Source organism: Streptomyces gelaticus (genome assembly GCF_014649535.1).
Lineage (GTDB): Bacteria > Actinomycetota > Actinomycetes > Streptomycetales > Streptomycetaceae > Streptomyces > Streptomyces gelaticus.
This window is the reverse complement of record NZ_BMTF01000001.1, coordinates 520,440-546,440: the sequence shown is the minus strand read 5'-3', so window position 1 is coordinate 546,440 and position 26,001 is coordinate 520,440. Positions and strand designations below refer to the sequence as shown.

Below are 26,001 nucleotides of genomic sequence, written 5' to 3'. Positions count from 1 at the left end.
CCGGTCGCCGGCCGGTCCTGCGGGACGGCCGTCCCGCAGGCGGCGGCGTCGAGGGCGGTCGTCCCGGCCGGGCGGGCCACGCAACAGGACACGGACCTATCAGGCCGGGCTCATGGACTCCTGCGGCGCAGCGGGTCCGGAGCACTCCCGCCAGCCGACCGTGCGGTCGCACCAGCGTTCCAGCAGCACCCGGTCGTGGCCGACTGCCAGCAGCCCGGCCCCGGACTCCCGCCGGTAGGCCTCGACGACCGCCACCAGCGCGGCGGTCGTCGACGCGTCGAGCATCGCGGTCATCTCGTCGCAGATCAGCCAGCGCGGCCGCAGGACCAGCGCCCTCGCCAGACAGGCCCGCTGCAACTGACCGTCGCTCACCTCGTGCGGGCGCCGGCCCAGGAGCTCCGGCGTGAGCCCGACGGCGGGCGCCAGCCCGGCCACCCGGTCCGCGACCTCCGAGCGGCGGCCGGTCGCACGCAGCGGCTGGGCGATGAGTTCACGCAGGGTGAGCCGGGGGTCGGCGGAGAGCCGGGGCTGCTGGAAGACGACGCCGACGGCGGTGCGCTGCGCACGCGGGGCACGGTGGCGCCAGCCACGTACCGGTTCGCCGTCGAGCACCACGGTGCCCGCGTACGGGCGGTGCAGCAGGGCCGCGACCCTGGCCAGGGTGGACTTGCCGCAGCCGCTCGGGCCCAGCAGTCCGAGCGACTCCCCCGGCGCGAGGCGCAGCGAGACCTCGCGGACGACGGGATCGCGTCGGTCGTATCCGGCGGTGATGCGGGTGAGTTCAAGCACGGACCGGCTCCTCCCCGTCCGCCCGCACACCGTGGTGGCAGGCGAGAGAGCCGTCGAACTGCGGCTGTACGGAACACCGGTCGTCGGCACGGCCGCAGCGGGCCGCGAATGCGCACCCCTCGGGAAGCGCCCCGAGCTCGGGCGGCAATCCGGGGATCGGAACGAAGGCGCGCTCCGGCAGGGCGTCGAGGAGGCCGCGCGCGTACGGGTGGCGCGGTCCGGGCTGCCCGAAGAACCGCTCGGCGTCGGCCAGTTCGACGATGCGGCCCGCGTACATCACGGCGACCCGGTCGGCGATCCGCTCGGCCGCCGCGAGATCGTGGGTGATGATCAGCAGCGCCCTGCCCCCGTCGGTGTGGCGGCGCAGTTCGTCGACGGTCCGCTCGACCAGCTCACGGTCGAGTCCGGTGGTGGGCTCGTCGGCCAGGAGCAGGGGTGCGTCGCCGATCAGGGCGAGTGCGGTCGCGGCCCGCTGGGCGAGACCGCCGGAGAGTTCGTGCGGGTAGCGGTCGAGGTGCCCGGCCGGGAACGAGGCGCGTGCCGCGGCCTGTTCGGCCGCCGGGCGCAGCGCAGGTCTGCGGACGCCGGTCAGTTCGCGCAGGGTCTCCTCCAGCTGGGCGCGCACGGTGCGGACCGGGGTGAGGTGTGCGGCAGGGCTCTGCGGTACGAGTCCGATGCGGCGACCCCGTACCGTACTGGCGAGAGTGCGTTCATCGGCGGTGAGGAGGTCGGTGCCGTCGTCCAGCAGCGCCGAGCCCGAGGTCCGCGCGTTGCCCGGAAGCAGTCCCAGCAGCGCCGAGGCCAGCACGGACTTGCCGCAGCCGCTCTCGCCGACCAGCGCCAGGCACTCCCCTGCCGCGAGGTCGAAGTGCGCGTCGGTGACGGCGGCAATGTGCCGGCCGCCCCGCATCCGGAAGCGCACGGAGAGGCCGCGGACGGAGAGGACCGGCGCCTTCGGGCCGGGGTCGTTCTTCACAGCATCAGCTCCGATCGGCGGCGCGGGTTGATCCGCTCCCGCCATGCGCCGGCGAGTCCCGCCAGTGCGAGGGTCGGTATCACGAGGAACAGGCCCGGGAAGAGCGTCGGCCACCAGTCCCCGGCCAGGAGCGAACCGCGCGCCGTCTGCACGAGGTTGCCCAGGCTCGCCTGATGGGTGGGCAGTCCCAGTCCCAGGAAGGAGAGCGCGGACTCGTGCCACATGGCGTGCGGCACCATCAGCACGGCCGCCAGGCCCGCCTGCGGAAGCACCGCGGGCAGCAGGTGCCGGACAACGACCCGCCCGCGCGAGGCCCCGCCCGAGATCGCCGCGTCGATGAAAGGGCGCGAGCGCAGCGACAGCACTTCGGAGCGGACGATCCTGGCCGTCGAGAGCCAGTGGGTGAGCGCGACGGAGACGATCACCGGGCCGACACCGGGCCGGAACATGGCCACGATGAAGATGCCGAGCAGCAGATGCGGTACGGAGGAGAAGGTGTCCACGAGCCGCATGACGACGCGGTCGGTCCATCCGCCGAACGCCGCGGCCAGCGCACCGACCGCGGTCCCGATCACGGTCGCGGTGAGTCCGGCAACGACACCGACGAGCAGCGAGACGCGGAGCCCGTAGACGCAGCGCAGCAGCAGATCGCGCCCCACGTCGTCGGTGCCGAACGGGTGCTCCCAGGACGGTGGGCGGAGCCTGGCCGCGAGGTCGACGGCCTGCTGGTCGAGCTGGACCAGTGGCGGCACGAGCAGGACCGCCAGCAGCACCGCGGCGACGATCCCGGCGGAAACGGTCACACGGATGCGGCGGGTGGTGCGGAGCGGGTGCCCGAGGGCGGTTTCAGCCATCGAAGCCCACTCTCGGGTCGGCGAGCGCGTACAGCAGGTCGGAGAGGAGGTTGCCGAGGACGACGGCCACGGTGGCCAGCACCGTGAGAGCGGCCAGCAGCGGGAAGTCGACGGAGGTGGCGGCCTGCACGGTGGCGGCGGCGATCCCCGGCCAGCTGAAGACCGTCTCGACCAGCAGGGCGCCGGTGATGAGTTCGGGGACGCGGGAGCCGATGAGGGTGAGCATCGGCAGCATCCCGGAGCGCAGTGCGTGGCCGAGCAGTACGGTGCGCTCGCTCAGTCCGCGGGCGCGGGCGCCGCGCACCGGGTCCTCGCCGAGCGCGTCCGCGACGCCCTGGCGCACGTAGAGGAAGAACCACGGCAGCTGGGAGATCCCGAGCACGGCCGCGGGGAGCACCAGGTGGACGGCGACCTGACCGAAGGTGACGGTGTCGCTGGCCGCGTCGGTGAGACCGCCGGCCGGGAGCACACCGAGTTCCACGGCGAAGAACCAGATGGCGAGCAGTCCGAGCCAGAAGGCCGGGGCGGCTTCGAGCGTGTACGCGGCAGAACTGGCGCACCGGTCGAGCAGGCGGCCGGGCCTGCGGGCGGCCAGTACGCCGAGGCCCGTGCCGAGGAGAACGGCGACGGCGAAGGCGGTCGCGGCGAGCAGCACGGACCAGCCCAGGCGTTCGCCGATGACATCGGCCACCGGCTGGCGCATCACGGCGGAGTCGCCGAAGTCGCCGCCGAGGGCCGAGCGCAGCCAGTTCCACCAGCGGCTCACGAGCGGCTGGTCGACACCGAGGTTGGCCCGCAGCTGGTCGAGGTTCTCCTGCGACGCGGTGAGCCCGGCGGTGCCCGCGTAGGCCTTGACCGGGTCGAAGGGGGAGGCGGCGGCGACCGCGAAGACTCCGAAGGTCACGGCGGCCAGGACGGGGACGGCGAACAGCGCCCGCCGTCCCGCCATCCTGCCCATCGGCCCCCAGGGGAGGCGCGGGTTCACTTCTGCGGCGTCCAGTCCTCGACGTTCCACCACGGGCCGGATGCCAGTCCGTGGTCGTGCGGTTCGACCTGGGTGGTGAGCGGGCCGAAGCGGTCCTTGACGACGTAGAGGTGGTCGATGTGGGTGAGGAAGGTGTAGCCGGGGTTCTTCACCAGTTCGCGCTGGACGGTGTCGTACGCGGACTTGCGCGCGGCGTTGTCACCGCTTCTGCGGCCCGCTTCGAGGGCCCGGTCGACGGCCTCGTTGTCGTACCAGGCCATGTTGTTGAAGCCGTCGCCCGCGAGCGAGGACTTCAGCAGGGTGTACTGGTCGAAGTCGGGGTCGGCGGGTGATCCACCGCCCGCGAGGACCGCGTCCTGTTTCATCCGGGGCTCGATGACCTCCCAGGTCCCGGCCTCGGTGGTGATGTCGATGCCGGCCTTCTTGGCGTCGGAGGCGTAGGCGAGGGCGTGGTCCTGGCGCAGCTTGTCGCCGGTGAGGTACCAGAGCGGGAAGGCGGCGCGCACGCCGTCCCTGGTGCGGATGCCGTCCTTGCCCGGCTTCCATCCGGCGTCGTCGAGGATCCGCTTCGCGGCGGCGAGGTCGTGGGCGCGTTCGGTGCCCTTGGTGAACCACTCGCTGTCGGTGGGGACGGGCCCGTAGGCGGGCCGCCCCTCACCGTTGAGGATCGAGTCGACCATGGCCTTCCGGTCGACGGCGATGTCGAGGGCGCGCCGGACGGCGAGGTCGCCGGTGACCTCGTTGTGGGTGGGCAGGGTCACGGTGCGGTAGTCGTACGTGGTGGCGGCGTACGTCCGGGTGCCGCTGCCGCGGGCGAAGCCCTTGGCCAGATTGGGCGGCAGGATCGCGCCGTCGAGTTCACCGGAGCGCAGCCGGGTGGCACGTACGTCGTCGTCCTTGATGATCGCCATGGTGAACTTCTTCACCTTCGGCGCGCCGCCCCAGTAGCCGGGGTTGGCCCTGAAAACGATCTTCTCGCCCTTGGACCACTTGGTGAGCAGATACGGCCCGGTGCCTATGGGGCTGGTGGTGAAGGTGCCGGTGTTGACGTCCTGCCTGCCCGCGACGTGTTCGGGCGCGATGGGCAGGACGGTGCGCTGGGCGAAGGGCGCGTAGGGGTACTTGAGCCGGAAGACGACGGAGTCGTCACCGTTGGCCTCGACGCTCTTCAGCGCGTCGAGTTCGGTGCGGGACGCGTTGTTGGTCTTCTTGTCGAGGATGGTCCGGTAGGTGAAGACCACGTCCTTCGCGCCGAACGGCTCGCCGTCGCTGAACTTCACGCCCTTGCGGAGCCTGTAGGTGTACGTCAGTCCGTCGTCGCTCACCTCGGGCAGGGCGACAGCGAGCGCGGGCCGCAGCTTCATACCGGCGTCGAGGGCGAGCAGCCCGTCGAAGATCTTGGAGTTGCCGTCCTTGCCGTAGCCGAGCAGCGGGCTGAGGCTGTCGGGCTCGTAGGCGATGCCGACCACCGCCGAGTCCCCCGCGCCCGAACCGGAGCCCCCGCCGTCCGGGCCACCCGGCCGGGAACAGGCCGCTGCGGTCAATGACAGCACGGTCGCCAGTGCCGCGGCGACCGCTCCCCGTATCGATCGGGCCGTCATACTCTGCACATCCCTTATTGAAGATCAGATGTTATTGCGAAACTCTCGCAATTAAACATCAGGTAAAGGGGTGCCCGGTACCCCGTCGGACGCGGAGACACAGAAGCGGAGGCGCGTTCTCACGCACCTCCGCCCCAAGTCCCGCAACCCTGCGGGCTGTTCCGTCCCCCCGGCTACGGCGCGGGCAGTTCCACGAGCTCGGCGATGGTCTCGCGGTGCCGCCCGGCCGTGCCGTACGCGATCGAGTCGGCCTTGGCGCGCTTGAGATACAGGTGCGCCGGGTGTTCCCAGGTCATGCCGATCCCGCCGTGCAGCTGGACGCACTCCTCAGCGGCGTGCACCGCGACCCCCGAGCAGTACGCCTGGGCGACAGCCACCGCCAGCGGCGCGTCGGGGCTGCCGGTCGCGAGGGCGTCCGCGGCGTTGCGTGCGGCGGCGCGGGCCGACACGACCTCCAGCCAGACCTGTGCCATGCGGTGCTTGAGCGCCTGGAACGAGCCGACCGGCCGGTTGAACTGGTGCCGTTCACGGGTGTAGCGGACCGTTTCGGCCAGACACCACTCGGCGACTCCGAGCTGTTCGGAGGCGAGCAGCCCGGCGCCCGCCAGCAGTCCCCGGCGCACCGCGGCGACCGCGGACGCACCGTCGGCCAGGCACGTTCCGGCTGCCCCGGCGAGGGTGACGGTGGCGAGCGGGCGGGTCAGGTCGAGCGGCACCAGCGGCTCCACGGCAACCCCTCCGGCACCGGCCTCGACCGCGTACAGGCCGTCGGTCGTCGGCACCAGCAGCACATCGGCGGCGGCCGCGTCGGCGACTCCGGTCACCGTCCCCTCCACCCGCCCGGCGACGACACCGGCCGGCCGAGCGGCGTCGGGCGCCTGGGCGGCGAACGGCACCGCGAGGACCGCCACCCTGCGGCCCGCGGCGAGATCGCCGAGGAGCGCGGCGACCGGCCCCTCGGACGCCCCCAGCGCGAGAAGCGTCTGCGTGGCGACGACCGAGCCGGTCAGATAGGGCGCGGGAGTGACGGCGCGGCCCAGTTCCTCCAGCACCACCGCGGCCTCGCGATGACTCGCGCCCTGCCCGCCGAACTCCTCCGGCACCAGCAGCCCCGCGGCACCGATGCCGGCGGCGAGCGCCTTCCACAGCTGTGGGTCGTACGGTGTGGCGGACTCGGCGCGGGCGAGCACCGCCGGCGCGTCGCTCCGGTCGGCGAGCAGCGCACGCACCGCTGCCCGCAGATCCTCCTCGGCCTCCGAGTACAGCAGATCGGGCGCCTGGGTCTCTTCGGTCGGTGCGGTCATCGGGCCAGGTCCTTCCAGGCGACGTCCTTGTCGTTGCGCGGCTCGGCCGGCAGGCCGAGGACACGCTCGGCGACGATGTTGAGCAGCACCTCGCTGGTTCCGCCCTCGATGGAGTTGCCCTTGGAGCGGAGGTAGCGGTAGCCGGCGTCCCGTCCGGTGAAGTCGACGAGCTCCGGCCGGCACATGGTCCAGTCGCCGTACAACAGCCCTTCGTCGCCGAGCAGTTCGACTTCCAGTCCGCTGATCTCCTGGTTGAGCCGGGCGAAGGCGAGCTTCATCGCGGAGCCTTCGGGGCCGGGCTGCCCGGCGACGAGCTGCTGGCGCAGCCGGGTGCCGGTGAGCCTGGCCACCTCGGCCCCGACCCAGAGGGCCAGCAGGCGCTGGTGGAGGTCGTGGGTGCGCAGTTCGGGACGTTCGCGCCAGGTGCGGGCGACCGGGCCGATCATGCCGCCCTCGCGCGGGATGCGCGCCCCGCCGATGGAGACCCGCTCGTTCATCAGCGTGGTCTGCGCGACCTTCCAGCCCTCGCCGACGAGGCCGAGGCGCCTGCTGTCGGGGATGCGTACGCCGGTCAGGAAGACCTCGTTGAACTCGGCCTCGCCGGTGATCTGGCGCAGCGGCCGCACCTCGACGCCGGGGTCGGTCATGTCGCAGATGAAGTAGCTGATGCCGCGGTGCTTGGGCAGGTCCGGGTCGGTGCGGGCGATGAGGATCGCCCAGCGGGCCAGATGGGCGCTGGACGTCCAGACCTTCTGCCCGTCGACGACCCAGTCCTCGCCTTCGCGGACGGCGCGGGTGCCGAGGGCCGCGAGGTCGGAGCCTGCGCCCGGTTCGCTGAAGAGCTGGCACCAGACCTCCTCACCGACCCACAACGGGCGCAGGAAGCGCTGCTTCTGCTCGTCGGTGCCGAAGCCGAGGAGGGTGGGGGCGGCCATGCCGAGACCGATCCCGATCCGGCGCGGGTCGTTGTCGGGGGCGCCCGCGGCGGCGAGTGCGGCGTCGACGACGGGTTGCAGGGAGCGTGGCGCGTCGAGGCCGCCGAGTCCGGCCGGGTAGTGCACCCAGGCCAGTCCGGCGTCGAAGCGGGCCCGGAGGAATGCGGTGCGGCCGGTGGTGGCCGGGGGGTGTGCGGCGAGCAGGTCCTGGGTGCGGCGGCGGAGTTCGGCCGCGTCGGGCACGGTCATCGGGCGGCTCCTGACGGGCGGACGACGATCCGGCCGATGCCGGCGCCGTCCGCGACCCGCTGAACGGCGTCGGCGGCACCGGCCAGTCCGACGCGTTCACTGATGAGCGGCTTGATGGCGCCCTGCGCGGCGAGCCGGGTGAGTCCGTCGTGGCAGGCGCGGACGGCTGCCGGGTCCTTGTCGTTGTACAGGCCCCAGTGGAGTCCGGCGATCGAGTAGTTCTTGACGAGTGCGTGGTTCAGCGCCGGGGCGGGGATGACACCGCTCGCGAAGCCGACGACGATCACCCGGCCCTCGAAGGCGACACACTTCACGGACTTGGCGTAGGCCTCCCCGCCGACAGGGTCGTAGACCACGTCGGCACCGCGCCCGCCGGTCGCCTCCTTGACCGCGGTGACGATGTCCTCGCCGTGACGGTCGATGACCAGGTCGCAGCCGAGCTCGGCGGCGGCCCCGGCCTTCTCCGGGCCTCCGACCACACCGATGACGGTGGCTCCGGCGGCCTTGCCGAGCTGGACGGCGGCGCTGCCGACCCCGCCGGCCGCCGCATGGACCAGGAGGGTCTCGCCCGCCCGGAGACGCGCCCTGCGGTGCAGGCCGAACCAGCCCGTCTGGTAGCCGATGTGCAGGGCGGCGGCCTCGGCGTCGTCCAGGGTGTCCGGGGCGGGCAGCAGCGCCGCCTCGTCGGCGACGACGTACTCGGCGAACCCGCCGTGCGGCAGGGCCGGGGTGGCGAGCACCCGCCGCCCGTCGGCCGTCCTGCCGCAGATCTCCACGCCGGGCGTGAAGGGCAGCGGTGGCCGCACCTGGTACTGGCCGCGGCAGAGCAGCGCGTCGGGGAAGTTGATGTTCGCCGCGAGCACCTCGACGAGCACCTGCCCGTCGCCGGGCGTGGGCCTGTCCGTCTCCTCCAGCCGCATCACCTCGCTCGGCTCGCCGTTCCGGTGCACTCGCCATGCCTGCATGAGGGGCCTCCACAACACTGTCGGCATTACCACTGCTGCGGCGCATACTAAGCGGTCGCTTGCCTCGCTGGGAACAACCCACGGGGTCCCGGTTCCGGCCGGGCCGGACATGGGTGCGCCCGGTCCGGCCCGAAGGAGCTTCGGGCCGGACCGGGCGCGGGACGGTTCCGGGCGCGGGACGGTTCCGGGCGCGGGCCTCAGCCCTGGCCGGCCACCACCACATCGGCGATCTGCGGCGCCGCCGACCCCGCGTGCCAGACGAGCCGCACCGCGTCGGCGGTCCGGCCCGCCGTGTCCAACCGGGTGTACGGACCGTCGAGCGCGCCGACGGTCTGCCACGTTCCGTCGGTCCCCCGCAGCTGGATGTCGGCACGGGCCGTGGACCCGGCCGGCTGGAGAACGGTCACGGAGGGCACAGCACGCGCGGCGACGAGCCCCCGCTCCAGCGTCTCCCCGGCCTCCGGGGCACGGGCCGCCCGGTAGACGGTGCCCGGGTCCCCGTCGAACGCCGCGCGCAGCGAGGATCCGGCCGCGGCGGGCGGTCCTCCGGTCACCGCGCCGTCGTCCGCCGGGATGCTGAACTCCCGTACCACGAGCCAGTTGTCCTGGCCGGCGGTCGCCCGTGCCCGCACGTAGCGCGCCTTCGTTCCGGCGGGCGCGGTCGTGGTGACGTCCGGCTTCCCGGAGAAGGCGGTGAGCTGCTGCCAGCTCTGTCCGTCGGCGGAGTACTCCAGCACCCCCTGGTGGAGGTAGTCCTCGGTGCTGCCGGGCTTGGCCATCGCGAGGGTGACGGAGCCGATGTCCCGGATCCGGCCGAGGTCCACGGTGACCGCGTCGCCCGCGGCGGGCGCCCCGTCGCTCCAGAAGTAGGTGGAGTCGTCGCCGTCCAGCATCCGGGCCAGGGTGTTGCTCTGGTATGTGCCCAGGTTCGTCGAGGCCGAGGGCCTGCCGCTCACGCCGAGGATCCGGTCGTGCTCGGCCTCCGCCGCGTCGACGAACCGGTCCAGGACGCCGTCACCGACGAGCACCGGCACCTTGTGTCCGTCGAGCCCCGTGTAGGTGAAGGACTTCGCCGCCGTGAGCTGTGCGGGCAGCTGCTGCCGCAGTTCCCAGGCCTGGGCACCCTTTCCGGCGCGGGCCGCCTCGACCATGCGCAGGGCGGTGCGGGCGGCGGTGGCCCAGGCCCCGGTCGCGTCCAGCCAGGGGGCGGCGTCGGCGACGAAGCCGTGGTCCGGGAGGCCGGCGCGCAGCCTGCCGGGGGCCGAGCCGAGCGCGCCGAGCACGGAGGTGAGCCGGGCGGCGTCACCGGACTTCCAGTAGCGGTCGAACTCCGCCGCCAGTTCGGGTGCCTGGTCCTTGTTGAGGGCCGAGCTGTAGTTCGCGTCGGCGAAGGCCCGCAGCGCCTGCTGGGTGCGCGGGTCGCCGCCCGCGTACTCCTTCAGCCCCTCGCCCCATGAGGTGCGGGGGTCGTACGCGGCGTCGTTCCACGCGTAGTCGGCAACGGTGTACAGCGCGATCTTCGAGGCGTACGGCTGGATCATCGGGTTCGCCGTGATCCCGGCCAGCTCGCCGGGCAGGCCCTTCTCCCGCCCGCTGAACGGGCCGAGCAGCAGCCGGTTCGTCGCGTAGTCGTTGACCGGGTAGTTGTCCCAGGTCAGGATCGGGTGGTTGAAGACGGTGCGGGCGGCCCGCGCCTGTGCGACGGTCATGGTCGGCGCGACGACGCCGACACCCGTCCACTCGACCAGCACATTGGGGTCGAGCTGCTCGGACAGCGCCTTCTTGTACGGCGACGCGGAGACGTTGTAGTACTCGGTCGGAACCATCTGGAGCGGCTGGGCGCCCGGGTGGGTGGCGATGAACTCCTTGTTGACCCGGTTGAGCAGATATGCCTGCGCCGCGCCCGCGGCGCCGCCGCCGGTCCCCCACTTCGCCTGGTCCTCGGCGCAGTTCCAGTCGGTGTAGCTGATGTCGTCGAGCGGCACGGCGAAGGTGCGTACGCCGATGTCCCAGATGGTCTGGAACTTCTCGACCAGCGCCTTGGCGTCCGCCTCCGAGCTGTAGCAGACGGAGAGGCCGGGCGAGAGCGCGTACGTGAACTCCACGTGCCGCTGGGCGGCCCGGTCGGCGAGCTCCTTGATCCGGTCCAGCTGGTCGGCCGGGTAGGCGTCGCGCCACTTCGCGCGGAGGTACGCGTCGTCCTTGGGCGAGTACACATAGATGTTCATCTTGTGCTCGCCGTAGTAGTCGAGCTGGTCGAGCCGGGCCTCGTGCGACCACGGGGTGCCGTAGAAGCCCTCGATGACACCGCGCAGCGCGGTGCCGGGCCAGTCGCGCACCGCGAGGCCGGCGACCCGGGCGCCCGGACGCTGCTCGTGCGGCAGGATCTGCCGCAGTGTCTGCGCGGCGTAGTACGTGCCCGTGGCGTCCTTGCCCGCGAGGACGATGCGACCGGCGCCGACGCCGAGCACATAGCCGTCGGCGGGCAGTGCGGACGGCCCCTCGATCCCTTGCGCGGCGAGCGCGGCCGGGTCACCGACATGGACGGTGAGCCCGCTCGGGCCGGGCCTGTCGCTGCGTACGACGCGCTGGGCGCCGGCCCGGCGCAGCGCGCTCTCCACGACCTGGACGGCAGATTCGTCGGATGTCCTACCCGTCACCACGGTGACGGTCGCGCTGATGGTGATCCGGTCGGCCCGCGTCTTCACGGACTGCGGGGTCGGCGTGATGGCCGGGGCCGTGCGGGCGGCCGTGGCTCTTGCCGGGGTGGGGCCGCCGACCGCCTGGGCGGGCGGCACAGCAGTCAGCAGACCTCCGACGAGCAGGGTTGTCGCCGTACCGAGCGCGGTGAGACGGGGTGGGCGAGGCGTCACTAGTCCTCCATTGATCACTCAAGTCACCAGAGTCGCGCAACACAACAACACCGAATTCAACAGCGTGGCGCTTACATGTCAATGGTCTGGACAACATCAACACGCGGACCTGCGGTTTTGTCTCCAGAAGCCGTACCCGTGCATGCATGACACCGAACATGCGGGGCCGGAATTCCGCAACGGAATGCCGAACGCAGCCCGACCGGACTCAGCGGGTCCTACGTCAGGGTGGCGCGCCCGACCGCCCGGCGGTCGGGCGTGTGCCACGCCACACCGCCCCAGGCGTCCCGGTGACCGAGCGTCACGACCAGCTCGGGGCGGTTGCCTGCGGATGGGGCCCGCCGTCAATCCACCCGGCGATCGCCGCCGCGCGGCCGTACTCCATGTCGTCCGGGTGGGCGACCACGGCGAGGGCACGCCGCCGGTCCGCGGGCAGGGGTTCGATCCGCTTCGACCCCGACCGTCCGTGACCGGCCCCGTGGCGTCGCCCCGGCCGGCTCAGGCCAGCGAGAGAAAGAGCTTCTCCAGCCGGGCCCGCATCTGGTCGCGGTCCGCCGGTTCCTGACCACCGTCGGCCATGCAGTGCTGAAGGCCCGTCGCGATGATCGCGAAACCGGCCCGGTCGAGCGCCCGGGACACGGCCGACATCTGCGTGATCACGTCCTCGCAGTCCCGGCCCTCCTCGATCATCCTGATGATCCCGGCGAGCTGGCCCTGTGCGCGGCGAAGGCGGTTGAGGACCGATTTCAGTTCGTCGGCCGCCATGTCGAGTTCCACAACATCCTCCTTCTGATACCCCAAGGGGTATTCTAGCCCGACCGGGGAAAGCGGGACCGCGTCCGTCCCGAGCCCCGGTGAACGAAAGGAAACACTGCTCGTGACCAGCCCCGTCTCCCTCTCCCCCGCCCAGGCCGCGGCGCGCCTCGCGGAGTTCACCGTCATCGATGTGCGGGCTCCCGGCGAGTACGCCTCCGGACATGTCCCCGGTGCGCTGAACATCCCGCTGGACCGCCTCTCCGAGGCCGTGCCCGCCCTGAAGTCCGCAGCGGCCCGCGGCTCGCTGCTCATGGTGTGCGCCTCCGGTGTCCGCTCCACCCGGGCCTGCGACATTCTCGCCGCCGCCGACATCGAGGCCACGACGCTCTCCGGCGGCACCTCGGCCTGGGAGGGCGAGGGCCGCGATCTCGACCACCCCGCCGGGGCCCGCGCCACCTGGCCGATGGAGCGTCAGGTCCGGCTCGCCGCCGGTTCGCTCGTGGTGGCCGGTCTGCTCGCCGGAGTGCGTTTCCCCGCGGCGCGCTGGATCTCCGCCGGTGTCGGCTCCGGTCTCGTGTTCTCCGCCGTGACCAACACCTGCGGCATGGCCGCGGTTCTGTCGAAGCTGCCGTACAACCGGGCCCCTCGCTCGGACACGAGCCTGGATGCCGCGCTGCACGCCCTTCAGAGCTGACACCCGTGGTGCCGTGAGCGGGCGGAACCGGCCGCGCGACGCGTGACCGGCTCCGCCCGCTCGTGGCAGCGGTCAGACTTCGTCCCTGACCAGGGCGAGCAGCCGGTCCAGCACCCGCTCCCCGCCCGCGCGCAGCCCGTCGTGCTCGAACTCATTGGTCACCCAGGTCCGCAGGCCCCGGATCGACGCCGCCGTGCGCAGCGCGTGTTCCGTATCGACGTACATGTCGTCGTGGTAGACGGCGGCCGCGACCGGCACCTGGTTGGCCGCCAAACGCTCGGTGTCGTACAGCGGCGCCCAGTCGGTACGGGCGGCCAGCAGTTCGGCGGTCTCGCGCAACGGGCGCAACGCCGGGTCCACCTCGAAGTGCCAGGGGTGGATGCTCTCACCGGTGAAGAGCACCGGACCGTCGCCCTTGAGCGCCGCGGCGGCGTAGAACTGTGGGAATTCGGCCCGGACCCGCTCGGCCGCCCAGCCGGTGGGCTGCTCGTTCTGGCCGTAGATCGCCTCGTGCATCAGCGCGTACAGCGGATGTCCGGCGAACGAGGTGGCGGTCCGCACTGCCTCCTGGAAGGTGTCGGAGAGCTCGGTGCCGTGCGGTGTGCGGACGAAGGCGTTCTCCAGCAGGTAGTGCAGCTGGTGGCTGCCGGTGCCGCCGCCCAGCATGATGCCGAGGGACTGGAACCCCTCGGGCGTCAGCCGGTGTCCGGCGCTGTCGGTGGGGCACTCCAGCAGATGGGCGGCGATCTCCCGGGCCCGCTCGATGTCCTGCGGGTAGCGGGCGTAGTGGGCGGCGACCTTGCGCTCGATCCTGGGGTAGGCGGCGCGGTACACGTCGTCGGCGTGTGCGTCCAGGGACGGCAGCCCACCGGTGATGAGGACGGTCTTGAGCCCTTCGGGGGCGGCCGACAGATAGCGGACCGCGCAGAAACCGCCGAAGGACTGGCCGAGGACCGTCCACGGCTCGCCGCCGGTCAACTGCGGGCGGATCAGCTCGCAGTCGCGCACGATGCTGTCGGACCGGAAATGGGCGAGGTAGTCGGCCTGCTCGCGGGGGCCGCCCCGCAGCGGCAGGGTCTGGCGGTTGGCCGGGGTGGAGAGGCCGGTGCCGCGCTGATCGAGCAGCAGCACCCGGAATTCCCGTACGGCCCGCCCCAGCCAGGCCTCCGCACCGACGAAACGCCGGGCGCCGAAGCCGGGGCCGCCCTCCAGGTAGAGCAGCCAGGGCAGCTCCTCGTCGGTCCTGCCGCTCGCCACGGCCTGCCTGCCGAAGACTTCGATCTGCTCGCCGCCCGGATCACTGTGGTCGAGCGGGACCGTGAAATAGCGGTCGGTGAAGACGATGCCGGGCTGCCGGTAGCTGCTCACAAGGTGCTCCTGAATCAGATGGGCCACGGACAGTTCAGCACACGGCCGTGACCCGGTCGGTCGCGGCCCGTGTGCGGGGCGCCCGGGTGCCTCCTACCGTGCAGGCATGATCCGGTTCGAGCAGGTCGGCAAGGTGTATCCGGACGGTACGAGCGCGGTCGACGATCTCTCCTTCGAAGTCGCCGAGGGGGAGCTGGTCACCCTCGTCGGACCGTCCGGCTGCGGCAAGACCACCACGATGATGATGGTGAACCGGCTGATCGAGCCCTCGTCGGGCCGGATCCTCGTCGACGGCGAGGACGTCTCCGGTCTCGACCCCGTGAGGCTGCGCCGCAGGATCGGCTACGTCATCCAGCAGGTCGGCCTCTTCCCGCACCGCACCGTCCTCGACAACACCGCGACCGTGCCCGCGCTGGTCGGCTGGAAACGGGCCAGGGCCCGGGAGCGGGCGGCCGAGCTGCTGGATCTGGTCGGCCTGGACCCGAAGACGTACGGCTCCCGCTACCCCGCGCAGCTCTCCGGCGGTCAGCGCCAACGGGTGGGAGTGGCCAGGGCGTTGGCCGCGGATCCGCCGGTGCTGCTGATGGACGAGCCGTTCGGCGCGGTCGACCCGGTGGTGCGCGAGCGGCTGCAGAACGAATTCCTGAGCCTCCAGGCGACGGTCCGCAAGACGGTCCTGATGGTCACCCATGACATCGAGGAGGCGGTCCGGATGGGCGACCGGATCGCGGTGTACGGGGCGGGGCGCATCGAGCAGTTCGACACCCCGGGCGCCGTGCTCGGGGCTCCCGCCACTCCGTACGTGGCGCGGTTCGTCGGCGCCGACCGGGGCCTGCAGCGGCTCTCGGTGACCACGATCGAGCCGGAGGATCTGGAGGGGCCGCCGCTCGCCCGCCTGGACGAGCCGGCCGGTGCGGCGGCGGCACGGCTGAGCGGCGCGGGTGCCCGCTGGGCGGTGGTGCTGAACGGCGAGGGCGATCTGCACGGCTGGGTGGCGGCGGATGCGCTGCGGATCGCGGGCGAGCACGGCACGGTCGGCGAACTGGCCCGCAGGATGGATGCCTGGGTGCCGGTCGGCGCCCCGCTGAAGCGGGCGTTCAGCGAGATGCTCCAGCACGACGCGGGGTGGATCGCGGTACTGGACGGGTCCCGGTTCCTCGGCGTGCTGACCCCGGCCAAGCTCCACGAGGCGCTGCGCCGCTCGGTCGACGCGGACGCGCGGGGCGTGGCCCGGGACGAGGTGGCCTTCGACTCGGTGGCGGACGCCTGAGGGCTGAGCCGGTGCTACCGCCCGCGCCGGTAGCTGCTGCCGTCCTTGGGCCTGACCAGCAGACCGGCGACGACCAGGTAGCGGCGCAGTGCCGAGCAGTCCTCGTGCACCGTGAGCAGCGCGTCGTTGATCTCCCGCTCCGTGTAGCTCCGGTCCCGCTCGAAGAGCGTCTCGGAGAGGTGGACGAGCAACTGCTCGCGACGGGCCGTCTTCCGGGGGATCGCCGTCAGGCGGCCGTGCGAGAAGAGCGCCTCGACCTGGTGCGGACCGCTTTGATCGTTGTCGGACATGGCAGGCAGGGTCGCAGGCGCCCGGCGTGCGGGCAACGGAATTTCGGCCCACCCACGGCCCGCACACAACCCGCCCGCAGCCCACGCTCATCCGCGCGGGACGAGGCGCTCGGACTCCAGGTAGTTGCGCGCCACGTCCTCGGGCAGCCGCCGCCAGGTGTCGACCTGCTCGTTGAGCCGGGCCAGGTCGGCGGTGGTCAGTACGGTGTTGAGCCTGCCGAGCGCCTTGCGTACGCCCTCGCTGCCCGCCCGGGACCGGTTGACGACGGGGACGATGTGGTCGGCGTTCTGGAGGTGCTTGTCGTCGGCGAGCAGGACAAGGCCGAAATCGTCGAGCGTGGCGTCGGTCGTGGTGGTCAGGACCATCTGGTCCTGACCGTTGCGGACGGCCTGCTTGGCCTGGGTGGTGCCGACGCCCTTGGGGTCCACGGCAACGATGCGGATGCCGTAGGTCTTCTTCAGACCGGGCGCGCAGTAGGGGCGCCGCACGCATTCGTCACCGGCCGCCAGACGTACGGACAGGCCGGACCTGCCCAGTTCGCTGAGGGTCTGGAGGTGGTGCTCGGCGGCGTACGGGGCGGCGACCGCGAAGGCGTTCTGGTCGACGGCGCGCCCGGGGTCGAGGACGGTGAGGCCACGCGGCGCGGCCAGCGCGCGCAGCGCCTTCATGGTGGCGGCGAGGTCGGGCGAACCGGCCGGGGCGGCGTCGGCCCCGTTCTGCTTGGCGTTCAGCCAGTCGGCGAAGGTGGCGGCGTACTCCGGCACGACATCGATCTGACCACTCTCCAGCGCCGGTTCGTAGATCTCCCGGTTGGTGACCGAAATGATCTTCGTGGAGTAGCCGGCCCGGTCCAGCAGCAGCGCGTACATCCGGGCGAGCAGGTCGCTCTCGGTGAAGCCGGCGGATCCGATGGTGAGGTGCTTGCTGTCGCCCGGTGGCCCGGTGACCTCGCCCCGGTTCTCCAGGGAGGGGCCGGTGGTGCACGCGGCCGCCGGGAGCAGTGCCAGCAGCACGGGGACGGTGGCCCATGGCCTCATCCGGATCCCCCGCCGCGCAGCCGGCCGGGCACGAGCAGCCGGGCCGCCTCGAAGAGCCCTTCGACGATCAGCGCGAAGACCGCGACGAGGACCGCCCCGGCAACCACCTGGGCGGTGGAGGCGAGGTTGAAGCCGGCCGTGATGATGCGGCCGAGTCCCCCGCCGCCCGCCAGTGCCGCGAGGGTGGCGGTGGCGACGAGCTGGACGGCGGCGATCCGTACCCCGGTGAGGATCAGCGGGAGGGCCAGCGGCAGCTCGACGCCCAGCATCAGCTGTCGGCCCGTCATGCCCATTCCCCTGGCCGCACGCACCACGTCGCGGTCGACCTCCCGCATGCCGACGTAGGCGTTGGTGAGCAGCGGCGGTACGGCGAAGAGCACGAGGGCGATGACGGTCGGCCACTCGCCGTGCCCGCCGATCGGGGTGAGGAGCAGCAGCACCAGCACGGCGAAGGTGGGCACGGCCCGGCCGATGTTGGAGACGTTGACGGCGAGTGCGCCGCCCCTGCCGAGATGGCCGAGCACCAGCGCGACGGGCAGCGCGATCAGGCAGCTGATCAGCAGGCAGACGACGGTGAGGAACAGGTGCTGGCCCAGCCGCTGCCAGATGCCGCCGTCACCGGACCAGTTCGCGGCGGTGGTGAGCCAGGACCAGGCGTCGGCGAGGGTGTTCACGACTGCCTCCGGGTCCACGGGGTGAGCAGTCGCTGCGCCAGCAGGAGCAGCAGGTCGGCGGCGACGGCGATGACGACACAGAGGACGGAGGCGGTGAGCACCTGGGCCTTGAAGTAGGTGTTCATCCCGGAGTAGATGAGGTTGCCGAGCCCGCCGTGGCCGACGATCGCGCCGACCGTGACCAGGGAGACCGCTGAGACGGTCGCGATCCGCAGTCCGGCCATGGCCGCGGGCAGTGCGAGGGGCAGCTCCACGGCGAGCAGCAGCCGCAGGGGCCCGTACCCCATGCCGCGCGCGGCCTGCCGGGTCTCCTCGGGCACCGCGCGCAATCCGGCGAGGATGTTCCGTACGAGGAGGGTGAGCGAGTACAGCACGAGCCCGGCGACGACGAGCGAGGCGGAGAGTCCGTAGACCGGCAGCAGCAACGAGAACATGGCGAGCGACGGCACGGTGTAGAGGATGGTCGTCACGGCGAGCACCGGGCCCGCCGCCCAGCGCCGGTGCCGCGCCGCGAGGGCGAGGGGAACGGCGAGGACCAGGCCGATGAGCACGGAGACGGCGGTGAGCTGGAGGTGCTGCACGACGGCGTCCCAGAGGATCTCGCGACGGCTGGAGAGATAGGCCCCGCAGAGCCACTCGTTGCGTGCCAGGCAGTCGTCCGGGGGCGCGGTCACCCGTCCATTGGAGCGCGTGGGGCGGCGCGGGCGCGCGTCCTGATCGGCTGTCCGGGGCGCTCCGGTGCCGGACTTGCTGCGTACGGGGGGGCATCGGCGCGTCTACCGCCCGGTACGGCCGGACCTGGCGGTAGACCGGGTCCACGTCCCGCGTTCCCTGTGCCCGCCAAGGAGCCCCGAATGCCGCCGTCCGGACCCTCCGACGACGCCTACCGCTTCGACGACCTGCGTGCGCTGTACGTCAACTGCACCCTCAAGCGCTCCCCGGAGGTCAGCAACACGGAGGGGCTGATCGACCGCAGCCGTGCGGTGATGGAGGAGCGCGGCGTCGGCACCGAGGTGGTCCGGGCCGTCGACCACGACATCGCGACGGGCGTCTGGCCGGACATGCGGGAGCACGGCTGGGAGCTGGACGCCTGGCCGGGACTGTACGAGAAGGTGATGGCGGCCGACATCCTGGTGCTGTGCGGGCCCATCTGGCTGGGCGACAACAGCTCGGTGACGAAGCGGGTCGTCGAACGCCTCTACGCCTGTTCCAGCATCCTCAACGACAAGGGCCAGTACGCGTACTACGGCCGGGTCGGCGGCTGTCTGATCACCGGGAACGAGGACGGGGTCAAGCACTGCGCCATGAACCTGCTCTACAGCCTCCAGCACCTGGGGTACACGGTCCCTCCCCAGGCGGACGCGGGCTGGATCGGGGAGGCGGGGCCCGGCCCCTCGTACCTGGACCCGGGGTCGGGTGGTCCGGAGAACAACTTCACCAACCGCAACACCTCGTTCATGGCCTGGAACCTGATGCACCTCGCCGCGATGCTGAAGCGCGCGGGCGGCATCCCGGCCCATGGCAATCAGCGCTCGGCGTGGGATGCGGGCTGCCGTGCGGACGCTCCCAATCCGGAGCACCGCTGACCGTGCCCCGGCCACGGGCGGGGCGCGGGCGGGCCGGCCCGCGCCTCCCCCGACGGTCGGCGGCAGCGCCGGCCCTCGGTCGTCAGTGCTGTCCGGCCGGTTCGAGGACGAAGACCGGAATCTGCCGGTCGGTCTTGAGCTGGTAGTCGGCGTAGTCGGGGAACGCCTCGACCGCGCGCCGCCACCAGAGGGCCTTCTCCTCGCCGGTGGCCTCGCGGGCGTTCATGTCCTGGCGGACCGGGCCGTCCTGGAGCTCCACCCGGGGGTCGGCCACGATGTTGTGGTACCAGACGGGGTGCTTGGGGGCGCCGCCCAGCGAGGCGACCACGGCGTACGTGCCGTCGTGCTCGACCCGCATCAGCGGGGTCTTGCGGATCTTCCCGCTCCTGGCCCCGCGGGTGGTGAGAATGATGACGGGCATGCCCCGCATCGTGGTTCCCTCGGTGCCGCCGGAGCTCTCGAACAGCTCGACCTGGTCGCGGACCCACTGTTCGGGGCTCGGCTCGTACTCTCCCTGCAGAGGCATGGCATCTGTCCCATCGTCGGCTTCCGGACACCCGGGTGTCGGTGTGTCCCGCTGCTCCGGGAAACTCTCGCACCATTCCGTCTGCCCGGCGCCCGGGTGGCTCCGTGCGGCACGGCGACGGAGTGATCCGACTCAGGAGTTCGGCGGTCTCAGCTGCAGTTGCAGCATCGCCTCGAACCGTGCCTCCGGATCGTCGAGGTCGATGCCCGCCACCACGGCCAGCCGCTTGAGCCGGTAGCGGAAGGTGTTGGGGTGGATGTGTACGGCGGCAGCGGCGGCGGCCACATCGCCGAAGGTGCTCAGCCAGGCGTCCAGGGTGTCGGTGAGGGCCGTGTTGTGCCGGGCGTCGTAGGCGCGCAGCCGTATGACGGGGCCGTCCGGCAGGTCGTCCTCGGCGGCCATCCGGTCCGTCAGCTCCTCCAGCAGCGCGGCGGCGTAGACGTCCGAGAGCCGGGCCGCCCTGCGCTGCGTCCGGCCGGAGCCGAGGACCCGCAGCGCACGGTCCGCGTCGGCGCGCGAGCGGCGCAGCTCCGCCGGACGGGCGGCGAGCCTGCCGATCCCGATGACCGCGGGCACCCGGTCCCCGATGCGGCCGAGGAACGCCTCGGCCACCCGGAGTCCCTGTTCGTCCGAGCCGGCGGGGAGGATCGCGTAGGTGACCGGGCCGAGTGTGGCGGCGGCGGTACGGGGATGGATCGCGGCCAGATGCAGGGTGAGCGCCTCGGCGACGCGGAGGCCGGCGGCCACCCGGTCGGGCGCGTACTGCTCGCCGGTCACCGCGAGCGCCAGTACGCAGGCGGGCTGGGCGGCCAGGCCGAGCCGTACGGCGGCCTGCGGTGCGTGCGCACCGCCCTCCAGGACCGTGGCGAGCAGATCCGCGCGCAGCCGGCGTTCGGCGTCCTCGCCCGTGCGGCGGCGCAGCAGGTGCAGGGCCGTCACCTTCGCCGCCTCCTGCAGGGCCTGCGTCCGGTCCGCGCTCAGTGGTCCGTCGACGACGACCCAGATCGAACCCAGGATCTCGCCGCCCGCCCGGACGGCGATCGCGACCCGGGGCTTGTCCGAGACGCCGTCGACATAGACGGGTTCCTCCTTGCGGTAGAGGGCCTGGAAGGCTCCGCGTTCCTCCAGGGCGCGCAATTTCCCGGCGGGCACCTGGCGGTCGAGGACGGTCGCGATCCGGTCGTTGTCGCCCTCGTCCTGCCGGCTGGAGAAGGCCAGCACCCGCCCGCCGCGGTCCTCCACGGTGACCGGGCCGTCCAGCAGCCCGGCCGTCGCGTTGGCCAGGGCGAACAGGTCCCCGGCGAGCGGCTCCGCGCCGTCGGCCTCGTCGGGGCCGCCCACCGTGCCCAGTTCGTCGACGGCGAGCAGCGACCGCAGCAGCGCGGCCACCTGGGCCCAGGACGCGCCGGGCGTCAGGCCGAGAACGGTCAGACCGGTGCGGGCGGCCGCCTCGGACACGGGTCCGTCCACCGGGACCGGGGAGCGGACCACCACGGCCGCCGCGCCGAGACCGGCGGCCCTGTCGACCAGGGCGGCGACCGGCTCGGCGCCGTACACACCGACGCCGAGCACCACCGCTCCGGGCAGCCGCGCCGGTTCGTCCAGGGGGTCCTGGATCAGTACCCCGCTGACGGTGCGGGCCGGGTCGGCCTCCCCGGCCACCACTTCGATCAGCGTCGAGCCGAGATCATTGAGGATCCGGCCGAGCACGGCCCGTGGCTGCTCCGTCATCTTCACAAGGTAGTTGATCGCGGTCCGTGCGGGGCGGGGCCGGTCATCGGCCGATCCATTCCGTCGACCTGGTCACCTCGGCCAGCTGCCCCGGGGCCGGGGAGATTCCGAGGCCGGGTCCCCGCGGCACGTCGAGATGGCCGTCCCGCAGCACGAACGGCTCGGTGATGTCGGTCCGGTAGTACCGGCCGGACGCCGACGTGTCGCCGGGCAGGGTGAAGCCGGGCAGTGCGGCGAGGGCGACGTTGGCGGCCCGGCCGAGGCCGGTCTCCAGCATCCCTCCGCACCAGACGGGGACACCGTTTGCGGCGCACACGTCGTGGATCCGCCGGGCCTCCAGATAGCCGCCGACCCGCCCCGGCTTGATGTTGACGACCGAGCAGGCGCCCATCGCGAGGGCGTCGGCCGCCGAACGGGCGGACACGATCGACTCGTCCAGGCAGATGGGGGTGCGCACCTGCCGGGCGAGTTCCGCGTGGCCCCTGATGTCCTCCTCGTCCAGGGGCTGTTCGATCAGCAGCAGCCCGTACGGGTCGAGCCGGGCCAGCTGTGCGGCGTCGGCGAGGGTGTACGCGGTGTTGGCGTCCACCTGGAGCGGTACGTCGTCGCCGAAGCGTTCGCGGACCGCGCGCACGGGGGCCACGTCCCAGCCGGGCTCGATCTTCAGCTTGATCCGCAGATACCCCTCGGAGAGGTAGCCGTCGACGGCGTCGAGCAGTGCCGGGACGGAGTCCATGATGCCGACGGACACCCCGGCCGGCACCCGCTCGGCCGTCGCGCCCAGCCACTGGCCCATCGACAGGTCGTGGGAGCGCAGCCAGGCGTCGAGGACCGCGGTCTCCAGGGCGGCCTTGGCCATCCGGTGGCCCTTGAACGCGGCCAGTGCCGGGGCGACCGCCCAGGGGTCGAGGTCCGGCAGGGCGGCGAGGGCGGGAACGAGGTAGCTGCGCAGCACGTCCGCGGCGGCCGCGGTGTACTCCGAGGAGTACAGCGGATCGGCCATGGTGACGCATTCGCCGTAGCCCTCGTGGTCCTCGGTCTCGACCCTGACCAGCAGGATCTCCCGGGTGGTCATCGTGGCGAACGAGGTCCGGAACGGTGCGACCAGCGGCATCGCGATCCGGCGCAGTTCCACACCGACGAGCTTCATGGCTGACTCTCCTGACGTCTGTCGATCACGTACCAGCCGTCCCGGGTGAATCCGGTGACGGTGTGCCCCTCGGCCATCAGCCCGCCGAGTACCTCGCGCAGCGCGTACCGCCATTCGCGGGCCAGGGACGGGTCGGTCCGGCGCAGTTCCTCGGCCTCGGCGGGGATCCGGACCAGGACGGTGTCGCCGTCCTGCCGCCCGACGACGGGGCTGCCGTCGGGTCCGGCGTCCAGTGCGACCACGGTGCGGTCACCCGCGCCGTCGACGGTGACGATGTGGGGTGTGCCCGCGGCCGATCCGACGGCGTGCTCGTCGGTCAGCTCCCAGCGCACCATCAGCCGGTCCGTCTCGGTCCCGGCGTTGACCTCGTCCCGCATGGCCCCGTAGAAGTCGGCCAGGTACTCGCTGGGCGTCGCGCCCAGTTTGGCCAGGTTGAAGTAGGCGTTGCGGCCGATCAGCGGGTCGAAGGTCCAGGTGACGGTGGTGATGGAGCGGGCCAGGGACCAGGCCCGCTGGTGCTGTTTGAGCGCGAAGCCGGCCTTGCGTCCCCGGACGCTGTCGTCCACTCCGGCGATGTGCGAATGAAGTCCGGCGCTGGCCAGGAAGCCCAGGCAGAACCCGGTCATCCGGCCGCCCCGCTCGACCCCGACGACATAGCTGCCGCAGTGGGCGAAGACCCGCAGCAACTCCGGGGTGATCATCGGGTTTCCGGGATCGGGGCGCCAGATCCGGTCCAGTACCCGGCACGCCTCGCGCATCTCGTCCAGGCCGTGCAGCTCCCTGATGGTGACGCCCGCGCGCTCGGCGGCCAGGGCCGCCGCGGCCGTAGCGGCAGCCGCCTGTGCGGCGTTCACGGTCCCACCTTGCCGGGGCCGGCCGGTGACGTCCGCTGCAGCGAGGACACCAGGGAGGCCACGAGTGCGGCGCGGCGGGGAAGTTCGGCGACGATCACATGCTCGTCGTCGGCGTGTGCCCCGCCGCCCACCGCCCCCAGGCCGTCGAGCGTGGGCGTGCCCGCTCCGGCGGTGAGGTTGCCGTCGGACCCTCCGCCGACCGCCACACCGCGCAGGGCGCCGAAGCCCAGCTCCGCGTAGTGGTCACGGGCGAGTTCGAACAGCTCGGCCGAGGCGGTCGCGGGCAGCGGCGGCCGGTCCGGGCCGCCGGACAGCGTGAGCGAGGCGCCGTCGAGCACCGGCCGGAGGGCGTGCACGGCACGGTCCACCCGGTCCTGTTCGGCGGGCGTCGCCACGCGCACGTCGACCATCAGCCGGGCCGCATCGGGCACTGTGTTGCGCGTGGTGCCCGAGGAGGCCACGGTCGGTGTCACGGTGGTGCCCGCCGCCGGGTCGGCGAGCGCGGACAACGCGATGACCTGGTGGGCCAGTTCGGTGGTGGCGTTGACGCCCTTGTGGGGTTCCAGACCGGCGTGCGCGGCGCGTCCGGCAATGGTCAGCCCGTAGCCGGACATCCCCTTGCGCTCGGTCTTCAGCGCGCCGCCCTCGCTCGCCTCCAGGACGAGTACGGCCCGGGTCCGGCGGGCCTCGGCCTCGATCAGGGCGCGCGAGGTGGGGGCGCCGATCTCCTCGTCGCCGGTGAGCAGCACCGAGACCCCGTCCAGCTCGTCCAGCGCCGACAACGCGTGGAACAGCTGCGCCACACCTGCCTTCATGTCGAAGCAGCCGGGGCCGGTGAGCCGGCCCCCGGCGACCTCGAAGGGGTGGCGGGCCAGGGAGCCCACCGGCCACACCGTGTCGAAGTGGCCGAGCAGAAGCACCCGGTCGCCGGAGCCGAAACGCCAGCGCAGGGCGGGCCGTCCCGAGCCGTCGATCCACTCGGGCGCCGCTCCGGTCAGCCGGGTGCCGATCCCGGCGACGACGCGCGCGCACTCGGTGACCGCGGTCAGGTCCTCGCTGGGCGATTCGGTGCGGACCAGTTCCTCGATGTCGGCCAGCAGGCCCGGCAGCCCGGCCTCCAGCGCGGGAACGATCGCGGTCACGTCAGCCCACCTTGGGAGTGGCGCGGCCACCGTGGTGGATGTACGGAGTGCCGTCGTCGAGCGTGTAGAAGACGACCGGTACCCAGAGATCGAACCCCGGCCGCCGCACGACGAACAGCCCCGGCTCGACGGGGTGCAGCTCGTACTCCTTCTCCGTGTCGGGGGCCAGTTCGGCCAGTGGTCCGGTGATCCGGTCCAGCATCACCAGGCCGCCGTCCCGCTCCACGATCTCCACCCGGCTGGAGAGCCGCTGGTACACGCCTACGTGGTCGGCGGGGTCCACCGCCACCGGCTCGGTAGCGGGCTCGATGGTGGTGCGCATCGTCACCCCGGCCAGTTCCTGGACGATCTCCGCGTACACCTCCCGGTAGAGGGCCGAGGTGTCGCCGCCATTGGTGAGCAGACAGATCGCCAGCTCGGCCTCGGGCAGGATCCGCAGGTAGGCGCTCTGCCCGATGGTGCCGCCGTCGTGTCCGTACACCCGGTGCCCGTCCCAGGTGTCGAGGAACCAGCCGAGCCCCCAGGCGTCGCCCAGGATGTGCGGGTCGGGGATCTTCACCTGCGGGGTCTGCATGGCGGCCACGGACTCCTCCGAGAGGAGCTTGGTGCCGTTGCCGGTGACGCCCTTGTCGAGGTGCAGCCGGGCGAACTCCAGTACTTCGCGCGGTGTGGAGCAGATCAGTCCGGCCGGTCCGGCCGAGCGCATCAGCCCCCAGACCGGGGCCTGCTCCGGCGGGCTCCCCACGTGCCCGATGGCGGCGCGGTGGCGCAGCACCTCCTCCGGCAGGGTCGCCGTGTGCGTCAGGCCGAGCGGCCGGTACAGGCGCTCGCGCATCAGTTCGTCCCACTGGACGCCGGTGACGACCTCCAGCACCCGGCCGAGCAGGGTGAAGCCCGCGTTGCAGTACGACATGGTGGCGCCGAGCGGGTGGTTGGGGGTGACGTCGCCCAGCAGGGCGACGTACTTCTCCAGGCAGTCGTCGCCCCGGCCGGTGTCGGTGAAGAGGTCGCCGTCGATGCCGCTGGTGTGCGTCAGCAGGTGCCGGAGTGTCACCCCCTGCGTCAACTCTTCGCTCGCGAGGCGCAGTTCGGGCAGTACGGAGCTGATGGGGGCGTCCAGTTCGAGCAGGCCCTCGTCGACCAGGGCCATGGCCACCGTCGTGGTCCAGACCTTGGAGATCGAGCCGATCTGGAAGAGGGTGTCGGTGGTCGCCTCGATCCCGGCCTCGGTGTTGGCCAGGCCGACGGCGGTCTCCGCGACGATCTCACCGCGGTGCAGGATCGCGAGGCCGGCGCCGGGGACGCAGTGGCGGGCGGCGAGTTCGGTGAGCCGGGTGGTCCAGCGGGCTGACAGCTCGGTGGTGTCGGTCATGTCGTGCTCCGATTCCGTT

The 26,001-nt window shown here is 72.4% G+C and carries 24 protein-coding genes and 1 pseudogene; 3 read left to right on the top strand and 22 right to left on the bottom strand.

The window, feature by feature from the left end:
- Positions 1–99: 99 nt before the first annotated feature.
- The 11 genes and pseudogenes from IE107_RS02470 to IE107_RS02425 form a co-directional block, all read right to left on the bottom strand.
- The gene (locus IE107_RS02470; protein WP_189540444.1) at positions 100–789 is read right to left on the bottom strand and encodes an ABC transporter ATP-binding protein; all 690 of its coding nucleotides are present in this window, start codon (positions 787–789) and stop codon (positions 100–102) included.
- Positions 782–1,699, bottom strand: a complete 918-nt coding sequence (locus tag IE107_RS02465; protein WP_229866662.1) for an ABC transporter ATP-binding protein — start codon at positions 1,697–1,699, stop codon at positions 782–784. Before IE107_RS02465 ends, IE107_RS02470 begins: the two co-directional genes overlap by 8 nt.
- Before the next feature lie 62 nt (positions 1,700–1,761).
- Positions 1,762–2,619 carry an ABC transporter permease gene (locus IE107_RS02460; protein ID WP_189540440.1) on the bottom strand — a complete coding sequence of 286 codons (858 nt, stop codon included), beginning with the start codon at positions 2,617–2,619 and terminating at the stop codon, positions 1,762–1,764.
- Positions 2,612–3,577 carry an ABC transporter permease gene (locus tag IE107_RS02455; RefSeq protein WP_189540594.1) on the bottom strand — a complete coding sequence of 322 codons (966 nt, stop codon included), beginning with the start codon at positions 3,575–3,577 and terminating at the stop codon, positions 2,612–2,614. The genes IE107_RS02460 and IE107_RS02455 overlap by 8 nt, the downstream gene beginning before the upstream one ends.
- 23 nt (positions 3,578–3,600) lie before the next feature.
- A complete protein-coding gene (locus IE107_RS02450; protein ID WP_189540438.1) occupies positions 3,601–5,205 on the bottom strand; it encodes an ABC transporter substrate-binding protein in 1,605 nt (534 codons plus the stop codon).
- A 173-nt stretch (positions 5,206–5,378) separates the two neighbouring features.
- On the bottom strand, positions 5,379–6,509 hold the full coding sequence (locus tag IE107_RS02445) for an acyl-CoA dehydrogenase family protein (protein WP_189540435.1): 1,131 nt from the start codon (positions 6,507–6,509) through the stop codon (positions 5,379–5,381).
- The gene (locus IE107_RS02440) at positions 6,506–7,693 is read right to left on the bottom strand and encodes an acyl-CoA dehydrogenase family protein (protein WP_189540433.1); all 1,188 of its coding nucleotides are present in this window, start codon (positions 7,691–7,693) and stop codon (positions 6,506–6,508) included. The genes IE107_RS02445 and IE107_RS02440 overlap by 4 nt, the downstream gene beginning before the upstream one ends.
- Positions 7,690–8,658, bottom strand: coding sequence for an NADPH:quinone oxidoreductase family protein (locus IE107_RS02435; RefSeq protein ID WP_189540432.1), 969 nt, complete (start codon positions 8,656–8,658; stop codon positions 7,690–7,692). The genes IE107_RS02440 and IE107_RS02435 overlap by 4 nt, the downstream gene beginning before the upstream one ends.
- Before the next feature lie 197 nt (positions 8,659–8,855).
- The gene (locus IE107_RS02430; protein WP_189540430.1) at positions 8,856–11,531 is read right to left on the bottom strand and encodes a glycoside hydrolase family 84 protein; all 2,676 of its coding nucleotides are present in this window, start codon (positions 11,529–11,531) and stop codon (positions 8,856–8,858) included.
- 224 nt (positions 11,532–11,755) lie between these two features.
- Positions 11,756–12,033, bottom strand: a pseudogene (locus IE107_RS34700) (hypothetical protein); the annotation flags it as partial.
- A complete protein-coding gene (locus IE107_RS02425; protein WP_189540428.1) occupies positions 12,030–12,308 on the bottom strand; it encodes a metal-sensitive transcriptional regulator in 279 nt (92 codons plus the stop codon). The pseudogene IE107_RS34700 and the gene IE107_RS02425, both read right to left, overlap by 4 nt.
- A gap of 100 nt (positions 12,309–12,408) precedes the next feature.
- Here IE107_RS02425 and IE107_RS02420 point away from each other — a divergent pair, with 100 nt between their 5' ends.
- Positions 12,409–12,981 carry a rhodanese-like domain-containing protein gene (locus IE107_RS02420; protein ID WP_189540426.1) on the top strand — a complete coding sequence of 191 codons (573 nt, stop codon included), beginning with the start codon at positions 12,409–12,411 and terminating at the stop codon, positions 12,979–12,981.
- Positions 12,982–13,053: 72 nt separating this feature from the next.
- On the opposite strand, the gene IE107_RS02415 is transcribed toward IE107_RS02420, so the two are convergent.
- Positions 13,054–14,349, bottom strand: coding sequence for an alpha/beta fold hydrolase (locus IE107_RS02415; protein WP_189540424.1), 1,296 nt, complete (start codon positions 14,347–14,349; stop codon positions 13,054–13,056).
- Between the two features lie 106 nt (positions 14,350–14,455).
- Between IE107_RS02415 and IE107_RS02410 the strand changes: the two genes are divergently transcribed.
- Positions 14,456–15,619 carry an ABC transporter ATP-binding protein gene (locus IE107_RS02410; RefSeq protein ID WP_189540422.1) on the top strand — a complete coding sequence of 388 codons (1,164 nt, stop codon included), beginning with the start codon at positions 14,456–14,458 and terminating at the stop codon, positions 15,617–15,619.
- A gap of 14 nt (positions 15,620–15,633) precedes the next feature.
- Here the strand turns inward: IE107_RS02410 and IE107_RS02405 are convergent, their stop codons facing one another.
- The 4 genes from IE107_RS02405 to IE107_RS02390 all read right to left on the bottom strand — a co-directional run bounded on the left by IE107_RS02405 (position 15,634) and on the right by IE107_RS02390 (position 18,295).
- Positions 15,634–15,909: a DUF2087 domain-containing protein gene (locus tag IE107_RS02405; RefSeq protein WP_189540421.1), complete on the bottom strand. Its 276-nt coding sequence runs from the start codon at positions 15,907–15,909 to the stop codon at positions 15,634–15,636.
- A gap of 87 nt (positions 15,910–15,996) precedes the next feature.
- Positions 15,997–16,947 carry an ABC transporter substrate-binding protein gene (locus tag IE107_RS02400; protein ID WP_189540419.1) on the bottom strand — a complete coding sequence of 317 codons (951 nt, stop codon included), beginning with the start codon at positions 16,945–16,947 and terminating at the stop codon, positions 15,997–15,999.
- Complete coding sequence (locus IE107_RS02395; RefSeq protein WP_189540417.1) at positions 16,944–17,621, bottom strand: ABC transporter permease; 678 nt, start codon at positions 17,619–17,621, stop codon at positions 16,944–16,946. Before IE107_RS02395 ends, IE107_RS02400 begins: the two co-directional genes overlap by 4 nt.
- Positions 17,618–18,295 carry an ABC transporter permease gene (locus IE107_RS02390; protein WP_189540415.1) on the bottom strand — a complete coding sequence of 226 codons (678 nt, stop codon included), beginning with the start codon at positions 18,293–18,295 and terminating at the stop codon, positions 17,618–17,620. Before IE107_RS02390 ends, IE107_RS02395 begins: the two co-directional genes overlap by 4 nt.
- A gap of 180 nt (positions 18,296–18,475) precedes the next feature.
- Between IE107_RS02390 and IE107_RS02385 the strand changes: the two genes are divergently transcribed.
- Positions 18,476–19,207, top strand: a complete 732-nt coding sequence (locus tag IE107_RS02385) for a flavodoxin family protein (RefSeq protein ID WP_189540413.1) — start codon at positions 18,476–18,478, stop codon at positions 19,205–19,207.
- Between the two features lie 82 nt (positions 19,208–19,289).
- Here IE107_RS02385 and IE107_RS02380 read toward each other — a convergent pair whose 3' ends face one another.
- The 6 genes from IE107_RS02380 to IE107_RS34695 all read right to left on the bottom strand — a co-directional run bounded on the left by IE107_RS02380 (position 19,290) and on the right by IE107_RS34695 (position 25,982).
- Positions 19,290–19,733, bottom strand: coding sequence for a nitroreductase family deazaflavin-dependent oxidoreductase (locus IE107_RS02380; protein ID WP_189540411.1), 444 nt, complete (start codon positions 19,731–19,733; stop codon positions 19,290–19,292).
- 132 nt (positions 19,734–19,865) lie between these two features.
- Entirely contained in the window at positions 19,866–21,464 is a 1,599-nt protein-coding gene (locus tag IE107_RS02375; protein ID WP_189540409.1) for a PucR family transcriptional regulator, read from the bottom strand.
- Positions 21,465–21,507: 43 nt separating this feature from the next.
- A complete protein-coding gene (gene menC, locus IE107_RS02370; RefSeq protein WP_189540407.1) occupies positions 21,508–22,614 on the bottom strand; it encodes an o-succinylbenzoate synthase in 1,107 nt (368 codons plus the stop codon).
- The gene (locus tag IE107_RS02365; RefSeq protein ID WP_189540405.1) at positions 22,611–23,468 is read right to left on the bottom strand and encodes a GNAT family N-acetyltransferase; all 858 of its coding nucleotides are present in this window, start codon (positions 23,466–23,468) and stop codon (positions 22,611–22,613) included. Before IE107_RS02365 ends, menC begins: the two co-directional genes overlap by 4 nt.
- The gene (locus IE107_RS02360) at positions 23,465–24,610 is read right to left on the bottom strand and encodes a M20 family metallopeptidase (RefSeq protein ID WP_229866646.1); all 1,146 of its coding nucleotides are present in this window, start codon (positions 24,608–24,610) and stop codon (positions 23,465–23,467) included. The genes IE107_RS02365 and IE107_RS02360 overlap by 4 nt, the downstream gene beginning before the upstream one ends.
- A 1-nt stretch (position 24,611) precedes the next feature.
- Positions 24,612–25,982 carry a serine hydrolase domain-containing protein gene (locus IE107_RS34695; RefSeq protein WP_229866645.1) on the bottom strand — a complete coding sequence of 457 codons (1,371 nt, stop codon included), beginning with the start codon at positions 25,980–25,982 and terminating at the stop codon, positions 24,612–24,614.
- Positions 25,983–26,001 lie beyond the last annotated feature (19 nt).